This window comes from Agrobacterium sp. K11 (assembly GCF_059429395.1).
This window is the reverse complement of record NZ_JCAHRB010000001.1, coordinates 289725-311278: the sequence shown is the minus strand read 5'-3', so window position 1 is coordinate 311278 and position 21554 is coordinate 289725. Positions and strand designations below refer to the sequence as shown.

General features: G+C 59.4%; 18 protein-coding genes. 8 read left to right on the top strand and 10 right to left on the bottom strand.

Annotation, left to right across the window (positions count from 1 at the left end):
- Nucleotides 1-17: 17 nt before the first annotated feature.
- Complete coding sequence (locus tag AC5SEO_RS01480; RefSeq protein WP_174068904.1) at nucleotides 18-656, bottom strand: J domain-containing protein; 639 nt, start codon at nucleotides 654-656, stop codon at nucleotides 18-20.
- Between the two features lie 115 nt (nucleotides 657-771).
- Between AC5SEO_RS01480 and AC5SEO_RS01475 the strand changes: the two genes are divergently transcribed.
- On the top strand, nucleotides 772-1053 hold the full coding sequence (locus tag AC5SEO_RS01475; protein WP_019564879.1) for a BolA family protein: 282 nt from the start codon (nucleotides 772-774) through the stop codon (nucleotides 1051-1053).
- Nucleotides 1054-1072: 19 nt separating this feature from the next.
- Here the strand turns inward: AC5SEO_RS01475 and aroB are convergent, their stop codons facing one another.
- Both aroB and AC5SEO_RS01465 read right to left on the bottom strand, forming a co-directional pair.
- Nucleotides 1073-2206, bottom strand: coding sequence for a 3-dehydroquinate synthase (gene aroB, locus AC5SEO_RS01470; protein ID WP_174068905.1), 1134 nt, complete (start codon nucleotides 2204-2206; stop codon nucleotides 1073-1075).
- A gap of 5 nt (nucleotides 2207-2211) precedes the next feature.
- Nucleotides 2212-2793, bottom strand: a complete 582-nt coding sequence (locus AC5SEO_RS01465; RefSeq protein WP_003511357.1) for a shikimate kinase — start codon at nucleotides 2791-2793, stop codon at nucleotides 2212-2214.
- Between the two features lie 188 nt (nucleotides 2794-2981).
- On the opposite strand from AC5SEO_RS01465, the gene AC5SEO_RS01460 reads away from it, so the two are divergent.
- The 5 genes from AC5SEO_RS01460 (at nucleotide 2982) to AC5SEO_RS01440 (ending at nucleotide 6988) form a co-directional block, all read left to right on the top strand.
- Nucleotides 2982-3155, top strand: a complete 174-nt coding sequence (locus AC5SEO_RS01460; protein ID WP_003511358.1) for a hypothetical protein — start codon at nucleotides 2982-2984, stop codon at nucleotides 3153-3155.
- A gap of 11 nt (nucleotides 3156-3166) precedes the next feature.
- Nucleotides 3167-4147 carry a site-specific tyrosine recombinase XerD gene (gene xerD / locus AC5SEO_RS01455; RefSeq protein ID WP_003511359.1) on the top strand — a complete coding sequence of 327 codons (981 nt, stop codon included), beginning with the start codon at nucleotides 3167-3169 and terminating at the stop codon, nucleotides 4145-4147.
- A gap of 63 nt (nucleotides 4148-4210) precedes the next feature.
- Nucleotides 4211-5164 (top strand): acetyl-CoA carboxylase carboxyltransferase subunit alpha, encoded by a 954-nt coding sequence (locus tag AC5SEO_RS01450; RefSeq protein WP_111795483.1) that lies wholly within the window; start codon nucleotides 4211-4213, stop codon nucleotides 5162-5164.
- 292 nt (nucleotides 5165-5456) lie between these two features.
- Nucleotides 5457-6755, top strand: a complete 1299-nt coding sequence (locus tag AC5SEO_RS01445; protein ID WP_025595405.1) for a L,D-transpeptidase family protein — start codon at nucleotides 5457-5459, stop codon at nucleotides 6753-6755.
- Nucleotides 6752-6988, top strand: a complete 237-nt coding sequence (locus tag AC5SEO_RS01440) for a sulfurtransferase TusA family protein (protein ID WP_025595404.1) — start codon at nucleotides 6752-6754, stop codon at nucleotides 6986-6988. Before AC5SEO_RS01445 ends, AC5SEO_RS01440 begins: the two co-directional genes overlap by 4 nt.
- 107 nt (nucleotides 6989-7095) lie before the next feature.
- Here the strand turns inward: AC5SEO_RS01440 and AC5SEO_RS01435 are convergent, their stop codons facing one another.
- Nucleotides 7096-8241: a CobW family GTP-binding protein gene (locus AC5SEO_RS01435; RefSeq protein WP_174068907.1), complete on the bottom strand. Its 1146-nt coding sequence runs from the start codon at nucleotides 8239-8241 to the stop codon at nucleotides 7096-7098.
- 208 nt (nucleotides 8242-8449) lie between these two features.
- A complete protein-coding gene (locus AC5SEO_RS01430; RefSeq protein WP_046205618.1) occupies nucleotides 8450-9508 on the bottom strand; it encodes a D-alanyl-D-alanine carboxypeptidase family protein in 1059 nt (352 codons plus the stop codon).
- A 224-nt stretch (nucleotides 9509-9732) separates the two neighbouring features.
- Here AC5SEO_RS01430 and AC5SEO_RS01425 point away from each other — a divergent pair, with 224 nt between their 5' ends.
- Entirely contained in the window at nucleotides 9733-10896 is a 1164-nt protein-coding gene (locus AC5SEO_RS01425; RefSeq protein ID WP_174068908.1) for a M20 aminoacylase family protein, read from the top strand.
- A 683-nt stretch (nucleotides 10897-11579) separates the two neighbouring features.
- Complete coding sequence (locus AC5SEO_RS01420) at nucleotides 11580-11876, top strand: hypothetical protein (protein ID WP_013761805.1); 297 nt, start codon at nucleotides 11580-11582, stop codon at nucleotides 11874-11876.
- 115 nt (nucleotides 11877-11991) lie between these two features.
- On the opposite strand, the gene pbpC is transcribed toward AC5SEO_RS01420, so the two are convergent.
- The 5 genes from pbpC to trxA all read right to left on the bottom strand — a co-directional run bounded on the left by pbpC (nucleotide 11992) and on the right by trxA (nucleotide 21541).
- Nucleotides 11992-14070: a penicillin-binding protein 1C gene (gene pbpC / locus AC5SEO_RS01415; RefSeq protein ID WP_174068909.1), complete on the bottom strand. Its 2079-nt coding sequence runs from the start codon at nucleotides 14068-14070 to the stop codon at nucleotides 11992-11994.
- Nucleotides 14067-19511 (bottom strand): alpha-2-macroglobulin family protein, encoded by a 5445-nt coding sequence (locus AC5SEO_RS01410; RefSeq protein ID WP_174068911.1) that lies wholly within the window; start codon nucleotides 19509-19511, stop codon nucleotides 14067-14069. The genes pbpC and AC5SEO_RS01410 overlap by 4 nt, the downstream gene beginning before the upstream one ends.
- A 122-nt stretch (nucleotides 19512-19633) precedes the next feature.
- The gene (locus tag AC5SEO_RS01405; RefSeq protein WP_003511371.1) at nucleotides 19634-19822 is read right to left on the bottom strand and encodes a Trm112 family protein; all 189 of its coding nucleotides are present in this window, start codon (nucleotides 19820-19822) and stop codon (nucleotides 19634-19636) included.
- A gap of 10 nt (nucleotides 19823-19832) precedes the next feature.
- Nucleotides 19833-20504 carry an LON peptidase substrate-binding domain-containing protein gene (locus tag AC5SEO_RS01400; protein WP_162711046.1) on the bottom strand — a complete coding sequence of 224 codons (672 nt, stop codon included), beginning with the start codon at nucleotides 20502-20504 and terminating at the stop codon, nucleotides 19833-19835.
- Between the two features lie 68 nt (nucleotides 20505-20572).
- Nucleotides 20573-21541 carry a thioredoxin gene (trxA, locus tag AC5SEO_RS01395; RefSeq protein ID WP_013761809.1) on the bottom strand — a complete coding sequence of 323 codons (969 nt, stop codon included), beginning with the start codon at nucleotides 21539-21541 and terminating at the stop codon, nucleotides 20573-20575.
- Nucleotides 21542-21554: the final 13 nt, after the last annotated feature.

Sequence of the window (21554 nt, the reverse complement as noted above, 5' to 3'; positions counted from 1 at the left end):
TAAACACGAACGTTGGCTTAGCAGAAACCTGACTGCTTTAACAATTGATATGCTTGAACAACAGCCCGAAAACGTTCTTCCGAGCCGCGATCGCCACCATTAGCATCAGGATGGTGCTTTTTGACAAGCTCCTTATAGCGCCTTTTTATCTCTTCCTGCTTTGCACCCGCAGAAAGGCCGAGCGTATCGAAGGCTTTCGCCTCCAGCGTCTTCAACTTGCGGTCCTGCTGCAGGCGCTGGCCGCCGGCCTTTGCCCCGTTTGCAAAACCATTCGTGAAGCCAAAAGGATCGCGGATGCGGGCATTGGCCGCGCCCGCCGCGCCGGAACGCAGCGTGGAGTGCAGCGGGCTGTCGCGCGCAGTCTTGTTCACGCCAACCGTCCAGGTGGGACGATGGCCGGTGATCGCTTCCTTCTGGTAACGGGCGATCTCGGTGTCAGACAGCCCGGAGAAATAATTATAGCCCTTATTGTATTCCTTCACATGCTCGAAACAGAACATGAAGAATTGCCCCTCGGCATTGCGGCCGACAGGTGCACGGTGAGCGCCCGGCTTGTCGCATCCGTCCCACTGGCAGGTCGGGGCCTGAACCTCAGGTTCCCTGTCCCTTTTTCTGCGTGTACGGATGCGGTCGAAATATTTCGAATCCAGTTTCATGATGCCCTGATTATGGGGTGCGAAAAGGCGCACAACAAGAATTGACAAAGCGGAATGTTGCAGGCTTTTAGGTAGCCCCTTTTAAAGACCAGCCAACACGATTGGAGCCCATCGCATGTCCCTGCGAGAACGCATAGAAACAAAGCTTCGGCAGAGCTTTTCGCCGGAACGCCTGGTGGTGATCGATGAAAGCCAGATGCATGCCGGCCATCAGCCGGACATAACCGGCACCGGCGAGACGCATATGCGTGTTCAGATAGTGTCTGAAAGCTTCGCAGGCAAGTCACGCATTGAGCGCCACCGGGCGATCAATGCACTTTTGAAACCGGAACTCGACGCCGGGCTGCATGCCCTCGCCATCGAGGCGGCGGCGCCGGGGGAGCCGACGCGGTTCTAGGTAACGCGCGCCTTAAGCCTCAGCCAGGATGCTTTTCCGACAGGAAAGACTGCACCTCGGACGTCGCGACATCGTCGGCCACGAAGGACTGGCCGATGCCGTGGGTGAGGATGAAGGTGAGCTTGCCGCCCTTGACCTTCTTGTCCTGCGCAATTGCCGCCATCAGCATCTCGACCGGCGGCAGTTCACCCGGAATATCCCTCATTGACACTGGTAGACCAACCGCCTTGAGATGCCCTTCGACGCGCGCGGCATCATCAGGGCTTGCAAGGTTGAGGCGGGCGGAAAACTGGTGCGCCAGCACCATGCCGATGGCGACACCTTCGCCGTGCACCAGCCGCTTGCTGTCATAATTCGTTGCTGCCTCCAGCGCGTGGCCGAATGTGTGGCCGAGGTTAAGAAGGGCGCGTACGCCGTTTTCCTTCTCGTCGGCCACCACCACATCGGCCTTCGCCTGGCAGCTTGTGGCAATCGCCTGGATGCGGGCGGGACCGCCGGTGCGGATTTCATCCCAGTTCTTTTCCAGCCAGAAGAAGAATTCCGGCTTGTCGATCAAGCCGTATTTCACCACCTCGGCGTAACCGGCGCGGAATTCGCGCTCGCTCAGCGTATCGAGCACCGCCGTATCGGCCAGCACCAGATCGGGCTGATGGAAAACGCCGACAAGGTTCTTGCCTTGGCGGGTATTGATGCCCGTCTTGCCGCCGACGGAGGAATCCACCTGCGACAGAAGCGAGGTCGGTATCTGCACGAAACGCACGCCGCGACGCACGATGCCCGCCGCAAAACCGGCGAGATCGCCGATAACACCGCCGCCAAGCGCAATCACCGCATCGTTGCGCTCCACCCGTGCGGAGAGAACGGCATCGCAAACAGTGACCAGATGTTCGAAGCTCTTGGTCTTCTCGCCCGCAGGCAAGGTCAGCGAAACGGCCTCGATGCCATCCGTCTGCAGGCCGTCCATCAGGCCTTCGAGGTAAAGCGGTGCAACATGCTCGTCAGTGATGATAGCGGCACGCCTGCCCTTCAGCCGCGACGAAATCTCGCCGCCCGCCCTGCCGATCAGGCCCGGTCCGATCAGAATGTCGTAAGCGCGCTCACCGAGCGGCACATGGACAAGACGTTCGTCGGTGTGGATTTCGGAAGGCGTCATGATGCTCAGTCTTTCTGTTCAAGGCCGGCGATGGCGGCCAGCACTTCGGTCACGATGATCTCCTTGCGGACATCGCGGGATTCGATGGTCAGATCCGCTTCCGCATAGATCGGATAACGTTTCTCCATCAGGGCCGCCAGCGTGGCCTTGGGGTTTTCGGTCTTGAGAAGCGGGCGATGATCGCGCTTGTTGACCCTTTCCCACAAAACCTCGATATCGGCCTTCAGCCACAGCGACACACTGCCGCGCGTGATGTGCCGGCGGGTATTGTCGTTGATGAAGGCGCCGCCGCCGGTAGAAATGACCTTGGGGCCACCACGCAGCAGCCGCTTGACGACCCGCGTTTCCAGCGCCCGGAACTCCTCCTCGCCATAGGTGGCGAAAAGTTCGGCTATCGTCATGCGGGAAACACGCTCGATTTCGACATCCGTGTCGATGAAGGAGACCTTGAGCTGCTGGGCGACCATGCGACCGATCGCGGACTTTCCAGCCCCCATCAGTCCGACAAAGACGACGTTGCGCCCGGCGAGCTTGGCCCGCGCTTGCTCCCCGAGTGTGACCGGGACAGATAAATTCTTTTCATTCATAAAATTGAAAGCCCGTTTGGCATGGATATCTGCAAATGTTTACGAAGCGTCAAGCCAAATTGCTGACTGAATTGCGTTGAATCACATTCATCGCCGCATGCGGCAGCGGCGGACTACCGCTTTTTGATCTTGTCGCCGCTTTCGCTGCACCGCATATACATTCAGACTGCCACCCTCACGGAGCCGCCATGCCAACCCTCTTCCGCTTCACGATGATACTGGCAACCATCGCGGGGCTGATCTATGGCGGCATGGTGCTGCTGGTCATGTTCGTCAAGCCCAATGATCGCGAGGTGACGGTGCGCATTCCTTCCGAGCGGCTGAACCCGCCGTCGGCGGAGCCGGCAAGGCGCACCCCATGAATAGCAAAGAGATGAGCGGGCGGGACGGCGCGCGGCTCGAAAGTTTTCTGGAAATGATGAGCGCCGAAAGGGGTGCCGCCGCCAATACGCTCTCTTCTTACGAACGCGACCTTTCCGATCTGCGTGAATTTCTCGGTGGCCGAGGCCAGTCCTTGATGGAAGCCGCAACGGCAGACCTGTCGGCCTATCTGACCCATCTTTCCACTCAGGGCTTTGCAGCCACGTCGCAGGCAAGACGCCTGTCTTCCATGCGGCAATTCTACCGGTTCCTCTATTCTGAAGGACTTCGCGGCGACGACCCGACCGGTACCATCGATGCGCCCAAGAAGGGCCTCACCCTGCCCAAGACGATGAGCGTCGCGGACGTGACAAAACTTCTTGGCATCGCTGCTGAAGAGGCCGCCTTAACCGGCCCCGGCCAGCTTGCCCGCATCCGCATGCATCTCCTGCTCGAACTTCTCTACGCGACCGGCATGCGCGTCAGCGAACTCGTTTCGCTGCCGGTCAAGGTTTTGCGCCAGGAGGGACGCTTCCTGATGATCCGCGGCAAGGGCAACAAGGACCGTATGGTGCTGCTGTCTCGCGCGGCCATCGAGGCGATGGAAAAATACGACGCGGCCAGGAAGTCGCTCGTACCTGAGAAAAGCAGGACGCCCGCGTCCCCCAAAAAGGCTGACAGTCCGGAAAGTCCGTGGCTGTTTCCTTCAAACAGCAAGGAAGGTCATCTGCCGCGACAGGTTTTTGCCCGCGACCTGAAGGACATTGCCATTCGAGCGGGCCTCAATCCCTCGGCGGTGTCACCGCATGTCCTACGCCACGCCTTTGCCAGCCACCTTCTGCAGAACGGCGCCGACCTGCGCGCCGTGCAGGAACTGCTCGGCCATTCCGACATTTCCACGACACAAATCTATACACATGTGCTGGAAGAACGCCTGCAAGAGCTGGTACAAACACATCACCCCCTTGCCAAACAGGGCAAAAACCTTGATTAGAGCGACCGGAACCGCCGGATAATCCGGCTCAAACCTTGCGCAAAACGATCGGAAACGGATCTCATGCACAATTATCTCGACTTCGAAAAACCTATCTCGGACCTTGAAGGCAAGATCATCGAGCTGAAGAAGCTTGCCGATGAAGACGAGAGCATAGACACCTCGGAGGAGATCAATCGCCTGGAATCACGCGTCAATGACGCGATGCAGGATATCTATTCCAAGCTGAACGCCTGGCAGAAAACGCAGGTCGCGCGCCATCCGCAGCGCCCGCATTTCGTCGATTACGCCAAGGCGCTGTTCACGGATTTCACGCCGCTTGCAGGCGACCGCAAATTTTCCGAAGACGCTGCCATCCAGGCGGGCCTTGCCCGCTTTAATGGCCAGCCCGTCGCCATTATCGGCCAGGAAAAGGGCAATGACACCAAAAGCCGCCTGAAGCACAATTTCGGCAGCCCGCGTCCGGAAGGTTACCGCAAGGCGATCCGCGTGCTGGAACTGGCTGACCGCTTCTCGCTGCCGGTCGTGACCCTTATCGATACCGCTGGTGCCTATCCCGGTGTCGGCGCAGAAGAGCGCGGTCAGGCAGAAGCCATCGCCCGCTCGACGGAAATGTGCCTCAACGTCAAGGTGCCTATCGTCTCCGTCGTCATCGGCGAAGGCGGCTCGGGCGGCGCAATCGCGATCGCCACGGGCAACCGCGTCTACATGCTCGAACATGCGATCTATTCGGTGATTTCGCCGGAAGGTGCCGCTTCCATTCTCTGGCGCGATTCGACCCGTGCCAAGGAAGCCGCGACCAACATGAAAATCACCTCGGAAGATCTGAAGTCGCTTGGCGTCATCGACGGCATCATTCCCGAGCCGATGGGCGGCGCGCATCGTGATCCGGCGGCCGTGATTGGTGCCACGGGCGACATTATCGCCAAAGCGCTCGCCGATCTTTCGCAGCGCTCAGGCACGCAGCTGCGCGCCGAACGCCGCCAGAAGTTCCTGGATATCGGCAGAAACCTTTAAAGCGTTTCCAGTAAAAGTGCGCAGCGGTTTACGTCCGGAAAATGCGCAAAAAGAGGGAGTTAGATTTTTTTGGTGGATCGAAGAAAAGCCAAAACAATCTAGCTCCAGCCTTATTTTCCTTGAATCTCGCCCCAACTCGGTCATAGTCCGGTCACATCAACAGATGTATCGGCGGCCGCAGGGGCAGGTCCGATTTGAGTTAAGAAGATGTAAACGGTTAATACCGTATTTAAAATACACGCGGGACGGTGTAGAACTCCGTCGCCCGTGCCATCGTCTTTCGGATCAGATCATGCGTTTGACACATTTTGCACTTCTCGCCTGCACCGCGCTCATTCTCAGCGGCTGCAACGATACGCTCGAAACCGTCGAACGCGACGTCTCCCACGTTAAAAACAAGGTTGATTACCCGCTTTCTCCGTCCATTCTTGCCGAGATCGACAAGAAGAACATGGATCGCACCTCGCCAATCATGATCCGCATCTTCAAGGAAGAAGGCGCGTTGGAAATCTGGAAGGCCAAGCGCGACAACCGCTTCGACAAGATTGCCGAATACCAGATTTGCGCCTGGTCCGGCAAACTCGGCCCCAAGGTGAAAGAGGGCGACCGGCAGGCGCCGGAAGGTTTCTACAACCTGACGCCCGCGCACCTCAATCCCAACTCTAAATATTACCTCGCCATCAACACCGGCTTTCCGAACCGCTACGATGCCGCCAACGGCCGCAACGGCACCAACCTGATGATCCATGGCGCCTGCTCGTCCTCCGGCTGCTATTCGATGACGGACGCGCAGATTCTTGAAATCTACGGTTTCGCCCGCGACGCCTTCAAGGGTGGCCAGAAGACCGTTCAGCTGCAGGCCTTTCCCTTCCGCATGACCGCGGAAAACATGGCCCGCCACCGCCAGAGCGAACATCTCGATTTCTGGAAGATGCTGAAGGTCGGTTACGACAATTTCGAAGTCACGAAACGCCCGCCAGAAGTGAATGTCTGCGAGAAGAAATATGTCTTCAACCAGCAGACCGAAGGCGGCACGTTCAACGCATCTGCGCAATGCCCCGCCATGAGCACGCCGCCGGCACTGGTGAGCGCACTTTCTAGCTACGAAAAGACCTATGATCTCGCCTATGAAAAGGCGATGAAGAAATATGACGGCATGGCCTGGTACGACCCGAGCGAGGCGGAGCGCAAGGCGCTGGTTGCCGAAAAGCGCAAGGGCCGCGAACCCGCTTATGCTCCGACCGGCTCGGCGCTGAAAGCCGGCAAGCTGATGAAGGAAACGGAATATGCCGCGCTGATGGAGAAGAAGGCGCAGCAGGTGACCTCGTCTTCGCCGGCGACCACCGCAACCGCGTCTTCTCTGCGGACGCCGCATCCTTCGGCAACCCAGCCCGCGGCTCCGCAATCGAACCCTGCCCCGGCGGCCCCGACAATGGTTGCCGCTGCTACGCCTGCGGCTTCGGGGCCGGGTCAGAACGGAACTGCCGCCCAGGTCCCTGTGCCGGCCATGAACCCGCTCGCTTTTTCCGCAGCACCGCCAGCGGAAGCGCCGGAAAAGAAGCCGTTCTGGAAGTTCTGGGCCAAGGAATGACCGACACGGCTGACATAGTTTTCGACTTGAGGGGGCTTAAATGCCCCCTTCCGGTTTTAAGAAGCCGTAAAAAACTCTCTGGCCTGCAGGCGGGCGATGTTCTTGTTGTAGAGACGACCGACCCGCTGGCGGTTATCGATATTGCCCATATGTGCAACCAGGATGGGCATAGCCTGGTTGAAACTACGACGTTGACCAAAGGACACCGATTCAGGATCGTGAAGGGAGCGTAATTACCCTCGCTGCCGAGAATACTCCACTCGATCTCCCCCTTGAGGGTGAGATACTCGACAAGGTAAAGGGGTGCCCCGCCCGCGGGTTTCAACCACCGTTTTGCGACCTAAAACCTCAACCCCGAAACCGCCAGCGGATTGTCCGTCATCGCCTGCCTGTCCGGACGGTCGATGCCCGGCGTGCCGGTGAACGCAGCAAACAGGTCCTGCACGAACGCCTCCGGCAAATCCTTGGTAATCAGCACCATGCGCGTGCGCTGGTCAGATGGGTCCGGCCATGCCGCGAGGCGCTCGGGTGTGTGGAAAATGTTCTGTACCCCGTGCAGCACAAGGGGTCGGTCCGGATTGTCCGACAGCTTGACGACGGCCTTCATCCGCAACAACTTTTCCCCATGCGCCGAACGCAGCAAGTCCACGAACATGTCGATCGCCATCGGGGCTATCGGCTGGTCGTGAATGATCGAGAAGGAACGGATCGACGCGTCGTGCCGGTTCGCATCGTGGTGGTGATGGTGGCCATCGTGGTCGCCATGATGGTGGTGGTCATGGTCATGATCGTGGTCGTGGTCGTGGTGATCGTGTTCCGCCTCTTCCCCCAGCCAGCGGCCGACATCGGCGTTTTTGCTGCCGGGATCGTAAAGACCGTTATCCAGCAGTGCGGCAGCACTCCAGTCGGCCCGGTCACCATCCTCGATCGTCGCGCGCGGGTTTAGCGCCTGAAGGCGGGCCGTCAGCGTGGAAATTGTGGAAGCATCAGCAAGCGCGCGCTTCGTCATCACCAGCCGGTCGGCCACCGCCGCCTGCTTCACCGCTTCCTCGTGATTATCGAGTGTGGACAGGCCGTTCACGGCATCCACAACCGTAATGATGCCGTTCAGAACGAAATTCTGCGCAATCACCGGGTTGCCCATGACAGACTGCATGACGGGAGCGGGATCAGCAAGACCGGTGGTTTCGATCACGACCCGCTTCACCGGCTTCAGCTTGCCGGTCTGGATGCCGTCCATCAGTTCCGCCAGCGTATCCACCAGCTCGCCGCGAACGGTGCAGCAAAGGCAGCCTTCCGCCAGTTCGATGATGCCCTCGCCTGCACTTTCAACCAGCATATGGTCGATGCTGACATCGCCGAATTCATTGATAATGATCGCGGCGTCGCTCATATCGGGGTCTTTGAGAAGCCGGTTGAGCAGCGTCGATTTTCCGGCGCCGAGAAATCCGGTGATGATGGAAACCGGTATGCGATCGCGAGACATGTCTTGCCTGTATGTTGATGGCCGCTCCGGCAGATCGTTGGACGAGATTAGATCCGGAACCGCGCAATAATCACAAAAAATCGCCCGGGGCCTGAAGGCCACGAGCGACACTGTAATATCATAACAAACCGAAGCTGCGAATACAGATTCCGCGCAGCGTTCAGGCTTCGCGCGCGCCCTCATCCATAAAGAGTGCGGTTAGGCGAAATCAGAATGTCGGACGCGGGATGGGAATCGGCACGTTGGCCACTTGTCCCTTGGCGCTTGCACCCTTGGCGGTGTTGACAGCCACCGTCTCACTGCCGGGAATGAGGCCCGCGAAAGAATATTCCGGCGGACGGGTCATTTCCGTAACGTAGGGCGAATGGATGACCATGCGGCCGGTCTCGTCGCGGCTTTCGCTGCGCACCTTGGCCGCTTTCGGATTGCAGATTTCAGCACTGACGTCGTTTACCTCGGCGGTATCGCCATAGGGTGCCAGCGAGGCGAGTGAAACGCCTTGGCCCGAGGGCGCCGTCAGTCCCATCTGCAGCAGATCAGCGGACTGGTCGGTTCGCCCGGCAAGGCTATCTGCCCCCAGCACCACAGTTATGACCGAACGGCCGTTGCGCACGGCGGAGGACACCTGGTTGAAACCGGATGCACAGATGAAGCCGGTCTTCATGCCATCTGCGCCATCAAAGCGGCCAACAAGCATATTGAAGTTGGCGTAGTCCTTCTTGCCGGTGGTGACACCTTCCAGCGAAAAATAATGGGCATATTCCGGGAATTCCCGCTTGATGATCAACGCCAGAAGCGCAAGGTCACGCGCCGTCGTATATTGGCCCTTGCCGGGCAGGCCGTTGGCGTTGATGTAACGGGTGGAGCTCATGCCCAGCCGCTGCGCCTGCGCATTCATCTGCGCCACGAAATTATCGCTGGTGCCGCCGATGGTTTCGGCAATCGCCACGGCGATATCATTGGCGGATTTGATGAGCAGCAGCTTCAGTGCGCTGTCCATCGTCAGTTTCTGGCCGGGCTTGAAATACATTTTCGAGGCCGGCTGGTCGGCCGCCTTCTTGCTCATCACCACTTCCGTCTGCGGGCTGAGCTTGCCGGCCTTCATCTGCGAAAAGGCGATATAGGCGGTCATCAGCTTGGTCAGCGAGGCCGGATACCACTTGCGGAACGCTTCCTGGTGGGAAATCACCTTGCCAGTTTTGACATCGACCACCATTTTCGGATTGGCATTCGCCACGGGTGCAGCGGCAACAAGGCCGGCGGTCATGATGGCAATGGCTGCGGAGAGCCGCCGGGCGGCGTTTGGCGATTTAAGATTCTGTGGCAAGGCTTATCCTCGAATTCCCGTCTTCAGTCAGGGAATGGCAATATTCACCATATATGTCCTAGCAATGGCAAAGTACATTGATTACGTCAATTATGCGGCGCACTATCCACCGCGGAGGATAGGCTTTTACGCCATGCCGCACCGATGAACCCAGGAATGAACGAATGCCGATTTTGAACAGAGCCGCCGAACTTCAGCAGGAAGTCAGCGAATGGCGGCGTCACCTGCATGAAAATCCCGAGATTTTGTATGATGTCGACAACACCGCAGCTTTCGTTGCGGACAAGCTGAAATCTTTCGGCGTTGACGAAATCGTGACCGGTCTTGGCCGCACGGGCGTGGTCGGCATCATCAGAGGCAATATTCCGGGCAATCGCACCATCGGCTTTAGGGCGGATATGGATGCTCTTCCCATCCTTGAGGAAACCGGCAAACCCTGGGCTTCCAAAACCGCAGGCGCCATGCATGCCTGCGGCCACGACGGCCACACCGCCATGTTGCTTGGCGCCGCCAAATATCTCGCGGAAACCCGCAATTTCACCGGGTCCATCGCGGTCATCTTCCAGCCCGCCGAAGAAGGCGGCGCGGGTGCGCTCGCCATGGTCGAGGACGGCCTGATGGAGCGGTTCGGCATCGATGAGGTCTACGGCATGCACAATATGCCGGGTATTCCGCTCGGCTCGTTCGCCATCCGCAAGGGCGGTATCATGGCGGCACCGGACAAGTTCTCGATCACTGTCAAAGGTCGTGGCGGCCATGCGGCCCAGCCGCACTGCACGATCGACCCGATCACCATCGGTGCACAGATCGTCGGCAATCTGCAGATGATCGCCTCGCGCAATGCCGATCCGATCCGATCCGTGGTTGTGTCCGTCACCCGCTTTCACGCCGGCTCCAGCCACAACATCATTCCCAACGACGCGTTGATTGCCGGCACGGTTCGTAGTCTGGACGAGACGGTGCGTGATCTCGCGCAGGATCGCATCAAGCAGATGGCGGAAGGCATAGCGCTAGCAAATGGAGCGGAAGCCGAGGTCGTCTATGAGCGTTATTGCCCGGTGACCTTCAACCATGCGGACGAGACCGACCACGCCATCCGCGTCGCCCGCGATGTGGCTGGTGAAAAGAACGTCGACCCCGATGTCGACCCTTCCATGGCGGGCGAGGATTTTTCCTTCATGTTGAAGGAAAGGCCGGGTGCCTTCATCTTCATCGGCAACGGCGATTCGGCCGGCCTTCACAACCCTGGATACGATTTCAACGACGACGCCATCGCCTACGGCATTTCCTATTGGGTGAAACTTGCCGAGCAACGCCTGACGAACTGACTGCCGGGATACAAAGAAAGCAGAGGAACAGATCGACCGCGATAAAGAACGCGGTTGATCCGCCGGCTACGGCAGGTTAAAGAGCAATTCAGTGTCCACGTAGCTCAGCAGGATAGAGCACAGGATTCCTAAGACAAATTGGGGGTTGCGCCCGGAAACGACGCAATCGATCTGCTCAAAGTCGGGGAAAGCTTCGCTGGTCTTCCAGCATGCCAATCCCGAGCCAAGCTCCGGAGAAATCCGGTGAAGGTGTAGAGACTGGATGGGCAGCACCTAAAAGCCGAAAGGCTCACGGTGAAGGGACAGTCCAGACCACGAACGTCCTATCCAATGGAGATGGGCGGCGGCTAAAGCCGAAGTGGTATGAATCCTGGGGTCGGAGGTTCGAATCCTCTCGTGGACACCATTTTCCTGTAAATTCAGTTTAAAACAATAATATAAAAAAGAGCGGAATGTCGTGACCCGCTTCACTGCTCGCCATGCGGCTCTAGTCCTAGACAAACATAATAGCTGTCCCGTTTCGGTCAGCGTGCACACCGGTATTTTCGAACGACGACCGCATCGATTGGTCACGTTCGTTTTACCAATTAGCTCCGGTCTTTTGCGCGTTTGATCGCAAACACATCTCGTGCATCCACAAACAGCACCTATCTAAGATGCTCACACCCGATGAAGGAGACAGAATGATCAACGAATATGGCCCATACGTACAGATGGGAACGCTTGCAGAGCAGATGGCCACCCGATACCGGATGGACCCAAATCTCGCACTGGAACCGCACCTGTTGCACTATATGGAAGAGGTCGAGGTAAATATCGCCGCCGACAGCTTCGATCATGTTGGGTTCATGGACAAGATCCGCAGCCGGCTGGAAATGACACTGGCGAAGACCGTCGACCCTCGATGCAGAGAATTCCTGCATGCGGTTGTGGTCGCACTTCAGGAGCGTATCGATCGTCATTCACTCGACGTTGCGTGATCGCCGTTCCTCCTTCCATGTTGCATCAGGTCTCTGCAAATGAACTTCTATGACGCGGGCAAGAAGCTGCCTGCGACGCGGCGTTCAGCCGCGTGGTGCGCAAGCCGTCAAAAATTCACTCGATGAAAACGCGCACGCTCGAAGCGCGGCCATCGGCGTCGATCACGGTCAGCGTTGAAAACCCCTGCCCTTCCGGTCGCCATTCGCTGTTGCGGCGAAGCGAAGCATCCGGGAGCGGCCTGCCGTTGGCGAGCCAGCGGAAGGGCGCGCGGCCGCCTTGCAGCTTCAGCACTAGCGGCGAAATGCCTGACTGGCTGGAGAGCTCCACCCTAGCCCCTTCCGGTGGATAGACGATGCGCGGCGCGCTTTCGCGCCTTGAGGCCGAAAGCAGGCCGCTTGCGGTCAATGTGAAACGCCGCTGGTTGGCGGGAAGGTCACTCACGGCCACCCGCGCGACGCCAGAAGGTGCAGCAGGCATTGGCGTGATAGCTATGCCGGATTTCTCGAAAGCCTCGAAGAGGATCGGGGCTGCCGTCGCATAACCGGCAATGCCCGGGACGGCGCCGTTATCGGCACGACCGACCCAGATGCCGATGACATGCCGCCCGTCATAACCTACCGACCAGGCATCACGGTAACCGTAGCTAGTGCCGGTCTTATAGGCGATGCCGCGCTGCTTCATGCCGAGTGGCGGCAGCACACCGGACAGAATGTCGGAGACGTTCCAGATCGCAGCGTCGGCAAACAGCCGATCTCCGGCAAGCCGTTGCGGCGCGGAGCGCACACCGTCCCCCAGCCGCACAGGGTCGCCGCCGCCGGCAAGGCCCGCATAAAGCTGCACCAGATCAACCAGCGAAATACCAGCACCTCCTAGCGCAATGGCAAGCCCCGGCGCCTCGGTGGTGGGAAGCACGAGCTTCACGCCCACGCGGCGGAAACGCACCATCAGCGCAGACGGGCTGACAGCATCCAGAAGCTTTACGGCGGGCACATTGAGCGACAGTTGCAGTGCCTGCCTGATGCTGACATCACCCTGATAATGCATGTCGAAATTACGCGGGCGGTAACCGGAAAAATCCGCCGGGCGATCCTCGATGATAGTTTCCTGCCCGATGAGACCATTTTCAAAGGCAAGGCCATAGATGAACGGCTTGAGGGTGGAGCCCGGCGAGCGCACGGCGCGGCTCATCTCCACGAAACCGCGCCTTGCAGTATCGAGATAATCAGCGGAACCAACTTCAGCCACAATATCACCGGTCTGCGCGTCGGCCATGACGATGGCGACGGAGACCTTTTCTGTCAGCTTTTCCGCTGCATGGCGGGCAACGGCTTCCAGTTCCCGCTGGATCGGCAATCTGAGCGTCGAGTGCGCCTCGGTGGCATTGGGAAACTTCACGCGTGCGGCAGCCGCCATATGCGGTGCATAGGCCGGCAGATCACGCCGGTTGGCGGGAACGGCTGCAAGGGTCGCCCGCTCTGCTTCGCCTTCACCCACCACGCGTTCCACGGCAAGGCGCTGCAAAACCCTCTCCCGCGCCTGCCTTGCCGCATCCGGAAAGCGATCCGGTCGGCGTTTCTCCGGCAATTGCGGCAGCGCAACCAGAAGAGCCGCCTCTGCCGTGTCGAGCCGGGCGGGCTCCTTGCCAAACCAGGCGAGGCTTGCGGCACGAACACCCTCAAGATTGCCGCCATAAGGCGCGATATTCAGATAAAGATCGAGGATTTCCGCCTTGTCGAGCCGTCTTTCGATCTGGAGCGCGCGCAATCCCTGCAGAAACTTCGCCGAAAACGACCGGTCGGTGCGCGGTTCGATCAGCCGCGCCACCTGCATGGAAAGCGTCGAGGCGCCGGAGACGATCCGGCCGTTGCTTGCTAATTGCCAGGCGGAGCGCAGCAGCGCCCACGGGTCAATGCCGTGATGGTCGTAAAAACGCTGGTCCTCATAAGCGATCAGCATGCGCAGGAACTGCGGATCGACTTCTGCAGCGCTGGTTTTCAGCCGCCAGCGGCCATCAGGTGTCGCAAATGCGCGCAGCAACCGCCCGTCTCTATCCAGCACCTCGAAGGACCGCTGCTGCGCAGCCTCCAGCGGTGGCGGATAGGCGTTGTCCAGCGCATCGAGACCGAAGGCCGCACCGCCTACAAGCAGAGCGGCCGACACGATGCCGACGATGATCGCCTTTTTTCGCCTCATGGGGTTGCCGAACGCACCTCCATGCGGCCCGTTGCCGTGCGGGCGGAAAATTGCGGCCGGTACATATCCTCGACCGAGGCCGCCGGATGATCATAAGTGCCCGGGGTGACGGCCCGGACCACATAGGCCAGCGTGATTTCCGAACTGTCGCCAGCCGTGCGGTCGAAGGCCGCAACGAACCGGTCGTAGCGGAATTCGGTATGCGCAGCTTCGGTTTCCGGCAACCAGTCGAAATTCGAAAGGGCGGCAGAATTGACGAGGCTCGGATTGTCGATCTCGAAACCGGAAGGCAGAAGGTCAGTCACGAGAATGCGTGCTTGCCAGTCATTTTTAGGAGTGACATTCAGCACCGCCACGTAACGCTCGTTCTGCACCACCTCGCTCGCGTTCACCTCCTCGCCATCCATGGAATAATAGGTACGGGTAATGGTGAAGCCCTCGCCACCGGCGGCAAGCGGTTGTGCCGGGGGCGCGACCGTGGTGACCACCGCCGTGACCGGATCAGCCGACGCGTTGGCGATCTTCAAGGGTGCCGCCAGCAATTCGTCGCCGGTCATCCGCTTGCCGAAACCACCGGTCTGCAAATCGCCGTTCACATCAAGACGGATATCCTTGTCCTCACCTTTGACGGCGCGGGCGGCAAGCAGCATCCATGCCTGTTCCTGGGTGCTGGTATAGGGTTTCTTTTCCCATTCCTTCGCCACGGCACCTGCAAGTTGCGGCACGACGGCAGGAACCGGACGGCTTTCCGCCGCAAGCGCCAGCGTCGCTGCGCCATCACGCAGGGCGGAACCGTAATCCGCCCTTGCGAAGCTAACCTTGGTGGCACGGCTCGCCATATCGAGCGAGGCACCGAACACAGTCTTCGCGCGTGCCTGATCGCCATAAAGCGAAAGGGCTGCGGCAACCTGCGCCTTGGCAAGCGGTGTGGGGAAATCGGCAAGGGCCGTATCCGCATAATATCTGAGATCGTTGATCGCCGCCTTGCGGTTGCGCGCCAGAACGTAAAGCGAATAGGCGATCTCGTTGCCGCGATCCTTGACATTGCTATCGTAGGAAAGACCGTTTTGCAGGTTGCTCAAAGCCTGCACCATCGCCTGTTCGGGAACATCGTAACCCTGCTCGCGCGCACGGGTCAGGAAGTCGCTGATATAGGCATCCAGCCACAGATCTCCGTAACCGGGAGACCAGAGGCCGAAACTGCCGGAACTCGACTGGAAGGACAGCACCCGGTAGATCGCCTCCTGCACGCGGCGGCGGGTATCCGGGTCCTCGGCAATGCCGCTATCCTTGGTCATTTCCGAGAGATAAAGCAGCGGCAAAGCGCGGCTCGTCGTCTGCTCGGCGCAGCCGTAAGGATATTTGTCGAGCATCATCACCAGCGCCGGAATATCGAAGGCTGGCGAGCGTGTGACGTTGACGGCGACGGACGAACCGACAAGCATGCTATCGGCCAGAAGGTCGCCATTTATCGTCAGGCTGCTATTGGGCGCGATCTTGATTTCACGCCGCGTCGTGACCGGCAGAACGGCTGGACGCACGGGAACATTCAATACCTGCTCCAGCGAAAGACCGGCGGCATTGGAGACCTTGATGGTGATTGCGCCATTGCCCGGCTGTTCGCCTGTCAACGGCACGGTCAGCGACGACTTGCCGCCCTTTTGCAGTGCCAGGGTCTGCGACATCTCACCCTGATCGACTGTAAGTGCCGTGTTGCTGGTCACATCCAGCCGGTAGTCGCCGGCCTCGCCATCGGTATTGGCGATATCGAGCCGCAATTGCGAGACATCGCCGGGCGCGAGGAATTTCGGTGCACTGGCAGTCACCACCACGGGGTCTCGAATGACGGCGTCGGAGACCGCATGTCCCACGCCCGTCTTCGTCCAGGCGACAGCCATGATGCGGGCCGTGCCGTTGAACTGAGGAATATCGAAGCTCACCGTCGCCTTGCCGTCTGCGTCAAGTTCGACAGGTCCCGAGAAGAAGGCCACGAGCTTTTCGGTGGGCGGGCTGCCCTGCAGTGCTGCGCCCCCGCCATCACCGCCCGTTCTCAGGCGACCGGTGGCGCCAAGCGAACCGTCGATCAGGCGGCCATAGAGGTCGCGGATTTCCAGCCCCAGCCGTCGCTGACCGAAATACCATTCATCCGGCTTCGGCGGTTCATAGCGGGTGAGGTTCAATATGCCGACATCCACAGCCGCGACGATGACATAGGCCTTTTCGCCCACGCCCGCGCCGGCGACACTGATCGGAATTTCAAGCGGCTGACGCGGCAGCGTCTTCTGCGGCGCGCCTAGCGTTACCGCAAGCTTGCGCTCGGCGGGATCGACGGCAAGCCACTTGATGCCTATGGCGCGCATCGGCATGCGGCTTTCCTGCGCATCGCCCGGACGGAACAGCGTGGCCGTCACATACGCCCCCGCGCCCCATTCCTCGGTAACGGGAATGTCGATCTCGCCGCCACCCTCACCGATCTCAGCATTCTGCACGGAAATCAGCTTTTCCGAACCTGACGTGACCATCAGCTGACCGGTAAAACGCGACGATACCTTGAGTTTTGCGGTATCGCCGATCTTGTAGTTTTGTTTGTCCAGCGCGATTTCCAGCGCATCCGGCGTCTCTGTCGAGCTTGCCTCGACGTAGAAACCAGCATCGAATTCGACGCTCGAAACCGGTGCGCCATTGCCGGCACCTTCCACTTCCAGCCTGTAGCGGCCCCAGGTGACAGGCACGGAAATCTCACCGCCATTGGCATCGACGGAAACCGTGCCGGTTTCGGTCTGTTTGGTATATTCCACCGGTTCGTACCGCCAGGAGTTACCCTGACGATACCATTGATAGTTTCGCTCTATCTTGATGAGCTTCCAGCTGAGGCCACTCATCGCCTGTTTCGCGCCATCAGCTGTCACGCCGATAATGTGGAAACGGCCAACGGAATTCTGGGCGAGATCACCCGAAAACTGCGGTTTGATGCCGATGACAGGTGCTTGCGCCTTCACCGGCAGCGTCAGAGATCGTTCGACGGCGCGGCCACCGGCCTCGCGCATCCGAACGGTGATGTTGGCGGAAAGCAGCTGCGTGGTGGAAGGCAAATCCGTCAGATCGACATTGAAGCTTGCCTTGCCTTCTTCGTCCAGCGCCGGAAGATCGGCAAGCGCGGTGCGATTTTCCTCTTCGCTTTCCTCATCCGCTAGACCGAAGAAATAACCCTCGAAGTCGGTACTCGTCCGGGTCGGCTTGACGGCGACCTCACCTTCCAGCGTCAGGCCAGCTGCGGGCGCGCCGTAGAGATAACGGCCATCGACGTCGATTGCCGTTTCCGCGCCCGGCTCGATCTGTTTCACCTTGCTGGAGAGATCAAATTCGGTGCGATCAGGCACGAAATCATCGACCAGAAAGCTCTTTTCGCTGATCGCAGCCGTTTTCGGATCGGTATGAATGCGCAGCGTCCAGGTGCCGCGCATGGCATTCGCCTGCAAGGGCAGATCGACCGCATGGCCGCCGAGCGCCTTGCCGTCGCTCACGAAACGCCGGTCCTCGACGCCATCAGGGCGCGAGAAGATGAAGGTTAGCGGCAGATCCTCGATCGCCTTGCCGTCAACATCACGGGCCAGCGCTGCCGCGTGCACGGTCTCGCCGGCGCGGTAGATGCCGCGCTCTGTCCAGCTGAACACGTCGATGGCGCCGGGGGCCGCGCGGCCAGTCACACCACGGTCGGAAAGATCGAAACCGGCGCGCGTCATGTCCAGAAAGACGTAGTCCTTGTCGCCGTTGCGCGCTGTGAGGATGGCTGGCGCCTGCGCCGCTGTGCCACGCATCAGGCCTGCCGAAAATACTGCCCTGCCGTCTGCATCCGTCTTTGCCGTGCCGAGCACTTCGTTGTTCTTGGCGAGCAATTGCAAGTCCACCCCGCCAAGCGGTGCGGCGCTGCCGAGCGAGCGCACGAATACGTTCAGGCCATCGGTGCCGGCATAGGTGGTGATGCCCGTATCGGAAACGAGGAACCACTGCGTGGCGCGCGAATCCCATGTCTCCGGTGCGGTGCCGGGCGGTACGGCGGTCAGCACATAGATGCCGGGCTTCCGCTCCGGCAAGGCTTCGTCCACCGGGAAGCTCGTCACTACATCCTTGTTGAGGTCAGGCTGAATGTCTATCGAACCTTGCCAGACCAGCTCGCCGATCTCGTTTTCAATACGGTCGGCGTTGTAACCGTCCATCTGCGTCAAAAACTGCGAGTTTGCCAAGACCGACGTGATGTTACGGTCGCCAATACGGTAAAGCTTCAGATCGGCCTTTTCGGCATTGACCGAAACGATGGGAATGCCGCGCCGCGCCGTGCCCGGCAGCACGAAGTTCTCGCCGGTGAAGCGGACACTCGCTGCACGGTCACGCACGTAGATATCGAGATCGACCTGCTTTTCCAGCGGTTCTTCCACCGAGGACGGCAGGCCAGCGCGGAACGCAATCTTGTAACGCTGACCATGGGTCAGCCCCTCGACGCAAATCTCACTGCCCTTCGCCTCGATCGCCTTGGGTGCAGCACCATCCAATGTGACGAAAGAGGAATAATCGACACCGTTCTTCACCAGCGGTTCGGAAAACTGCACGCATGCGCGCGGGCTGACACTATCCGTATCAATCGTATTGTTGATGACGCGGAATCCCTGGCGCGTGCGCAGATCGGCATAGGCCGCCTTCGTCTGCGCATTATCGGAAAGTGTGAGGCTCTCCTTATAGGCATTAAGCGCCGCACGATAATTCTGGGTCTTTTCGAAAGCCTGGGCCAGCCGGTTCAACGCCTCGGTGCGGGCACTGACCGTGCGGCTCAACTGATAGGCATTGATGGCAGCGGAAGCGGCCTGGCCCGCAATCGCGTAATTGTCGGTAACCTGCGCCGCCCTTTGCGAAAATTCGGCCCAGAGAGCACCGTCATCGGGCGAAATCGCAAGAGCCGCCTTGTAGGTTTCGATCGCGTCGGCTGCCGCCTGCTGCCTTGCCGTTTGCAGCAGGTTCTCCAGTCCCTGGCTCTGCTGCTCCGCGCTTGCCGCAAGGCCCGATTTCAGCCGGCGCGCTTCCTGCTGCAGGCTATCAGTCACGAAAGAAAGACGCTGCGGTGCACCGATATCGGCTTCAGCGACAACCTGCACGATCTTGCCGGCGACGGCACCGGGGAAGGCATTGAGCTGATTGAAATCCGATTTAAGGAAACACCATTGCACCTTGGGATTGTAGGTGAACGCCTTGCAGGCGGTATCGCCGACGCAAATCTCGCCGCACTGCTCAAGCGAGACATTCTGCTCGGTTCTGAGATCGAACCCGAAATAATCGCCATTTTTGATGGTAACCACCTTGCGGGAAGATTCCGCCGCCACAGCTGGAATAAAAGTAATGGCGGTTGAGACCGCAATCAACGAGATCCGGACGAGCGCGCGCAACGACATCAGTTTTCTCCCCGCAACAGACATGTCGGGCGGGACTCTGGTCAAATCCACGCACGGTTGTCAACGCATCATCGTCAATTTGCGACGTGACACTGTGGAGAGAGCGGCAGGCAGGGCTAACGCTAGTCTTCTAATTTGCGCGCTTCGGAAATCAGCATGATCGGCACCCCGTCGCGGATCGGGTAGGCCAGCCCTGCGCTTTCGGACACAAGCTCGTTGCGGGCGCGATCGTAGGAAAGACGTCCCTTCGTCAAGGGGCAGACCAGCAGCTCAAGCAGCTTGGGATCGGCATTGCTCATCCTGTCGTCCATGGCGGCGATCCTACTGCAGCACAGTACCGGCCTCGCCCGAGCCCTGGGCAAGAACGATCTCGGTGATGGCGATCAATGTTTCGGCGCGCGTCCTCAGGTCAGGCGCTTCCAGCAGCGCCTGCTTTTCGGCGGGACCAAAGGGAGACATCATGGAAAGCGAATTGACGAGGACACGATTGCCTGCGCGCTCCACGCTTTCCCAATCGGCTTCCAGCTGGTTCGCATCCAGAAACGCACGGAATACCCGCAGCAGATTTTCGCGGTCCACAGCGTCCTCATCATACTCGCCGGAAAGATCGGCGATGAAGGGCGCGTGCCGGAAACTGCGATAGGGTTTGCCCACATCCACCTCTTCCAGCAGGCGGAAGCGGCAGATGCCAGTGAGCGAAATGACATAACGCCCATCCCCGGTTTCCGAAAAGGAAGTGATGCGACCAAGACATCCGACAGCGCTCAAAGCACCACCATCATTCCCCCCCTCAATGACGTGAAGGGCCGGCTGCACCATGCCAATGACCCGGTGGCCGGCCAGTGCCATATCGATCATGGCGAGGTATCTAGGCTCGAAGACATTGAGCGGCAGGTGGCCTTCCGGCAAAAGCAACGCGCCCGACAATGGAAATACCGGCACAGTTTCCGGCAAATCGTTGTTCTTCACATATCTCGCATTTCCGACATGCATGGGATCAAGCCCCCTGTTCACCGCTGCCCGGCCGGCGGATCAACCGCCATGGCCGGGATATGCCCGCATTACGAAAACAAGATCGACGAAAGCTTCCGGCGCCCGGCCACACTTGCCGGATCCTTGAAGCCCCAGGCCTCGAAAAACTCCAGAAGCTGGCGGCGCGCGCCGTCATCATCAAAGGTCCTGTCCTTGCGCATGACATAGAGCAGATGATCCGCTGCCTCATCCCGCCGCCCTTGAGCGTTGAGGACCTTGGCAAGCTTCACACGAGCCTCGTAATTATCGGGATCGAGCGCGAGATCACGTTCCAGCGCCACCGGGTCGCCAATCTTGCGGGCTTCTTCATATTGCGCGATCTTTTTCGAGACGAGCTGAATGCCAGCATCTGCGGCCACCTCCGCCGGCAGGGACGAGAGAAGTTCGCTTGCCCGTTCATATTGTCCAACGGCAATCATGCATTCGGCAATACCAGCGATTGCGGCGGCGTTTTCGGGATCGGCCTGCATAACCGCGCCGAACAATTGTGCCGCGCCATTATGATCGCCATCCGCCAGAAGCTGCTTTGCCTCTGCCAGAACCGCTTCGATCTCAGCCTTCGGATCACCCGCATCAGGTCCGGCGATCTTGTCGATGAACTGCTTGATCTGGCTTTCCGGTACAGCGCCCATGAAGCCGTCCACCGGCCTGCCATCCAGGAAAGCAACGATGGCGGGAATGGACTGGATGCCGAGTTGGCCTGGAATAGACGGGTGATCGTCGATATTCAGTTTCACAAGCTTCACGCGGCCATTCGCCTCGTTTACTGCTTTTTCGAGAACCGGCGTCAGCTGCTTGCACGGGCCGCACCACGGTGCCCAGAAATCCACCAGAACCGGCTGGTGGCGCGATTCCTCGAGAACATCCTTGGAGAAGGCCGCCGTTGTGGTGTCCTTGATGTGACCGGAAGACGCGCCGTTCAGCTCCCCGCTATATTGTGCGTTGCCGGACATCTGCCCGCCATAGGAACTGCCGTAAGGATTGTTCGTGCCGCTCATGCCGGTCTCCCGT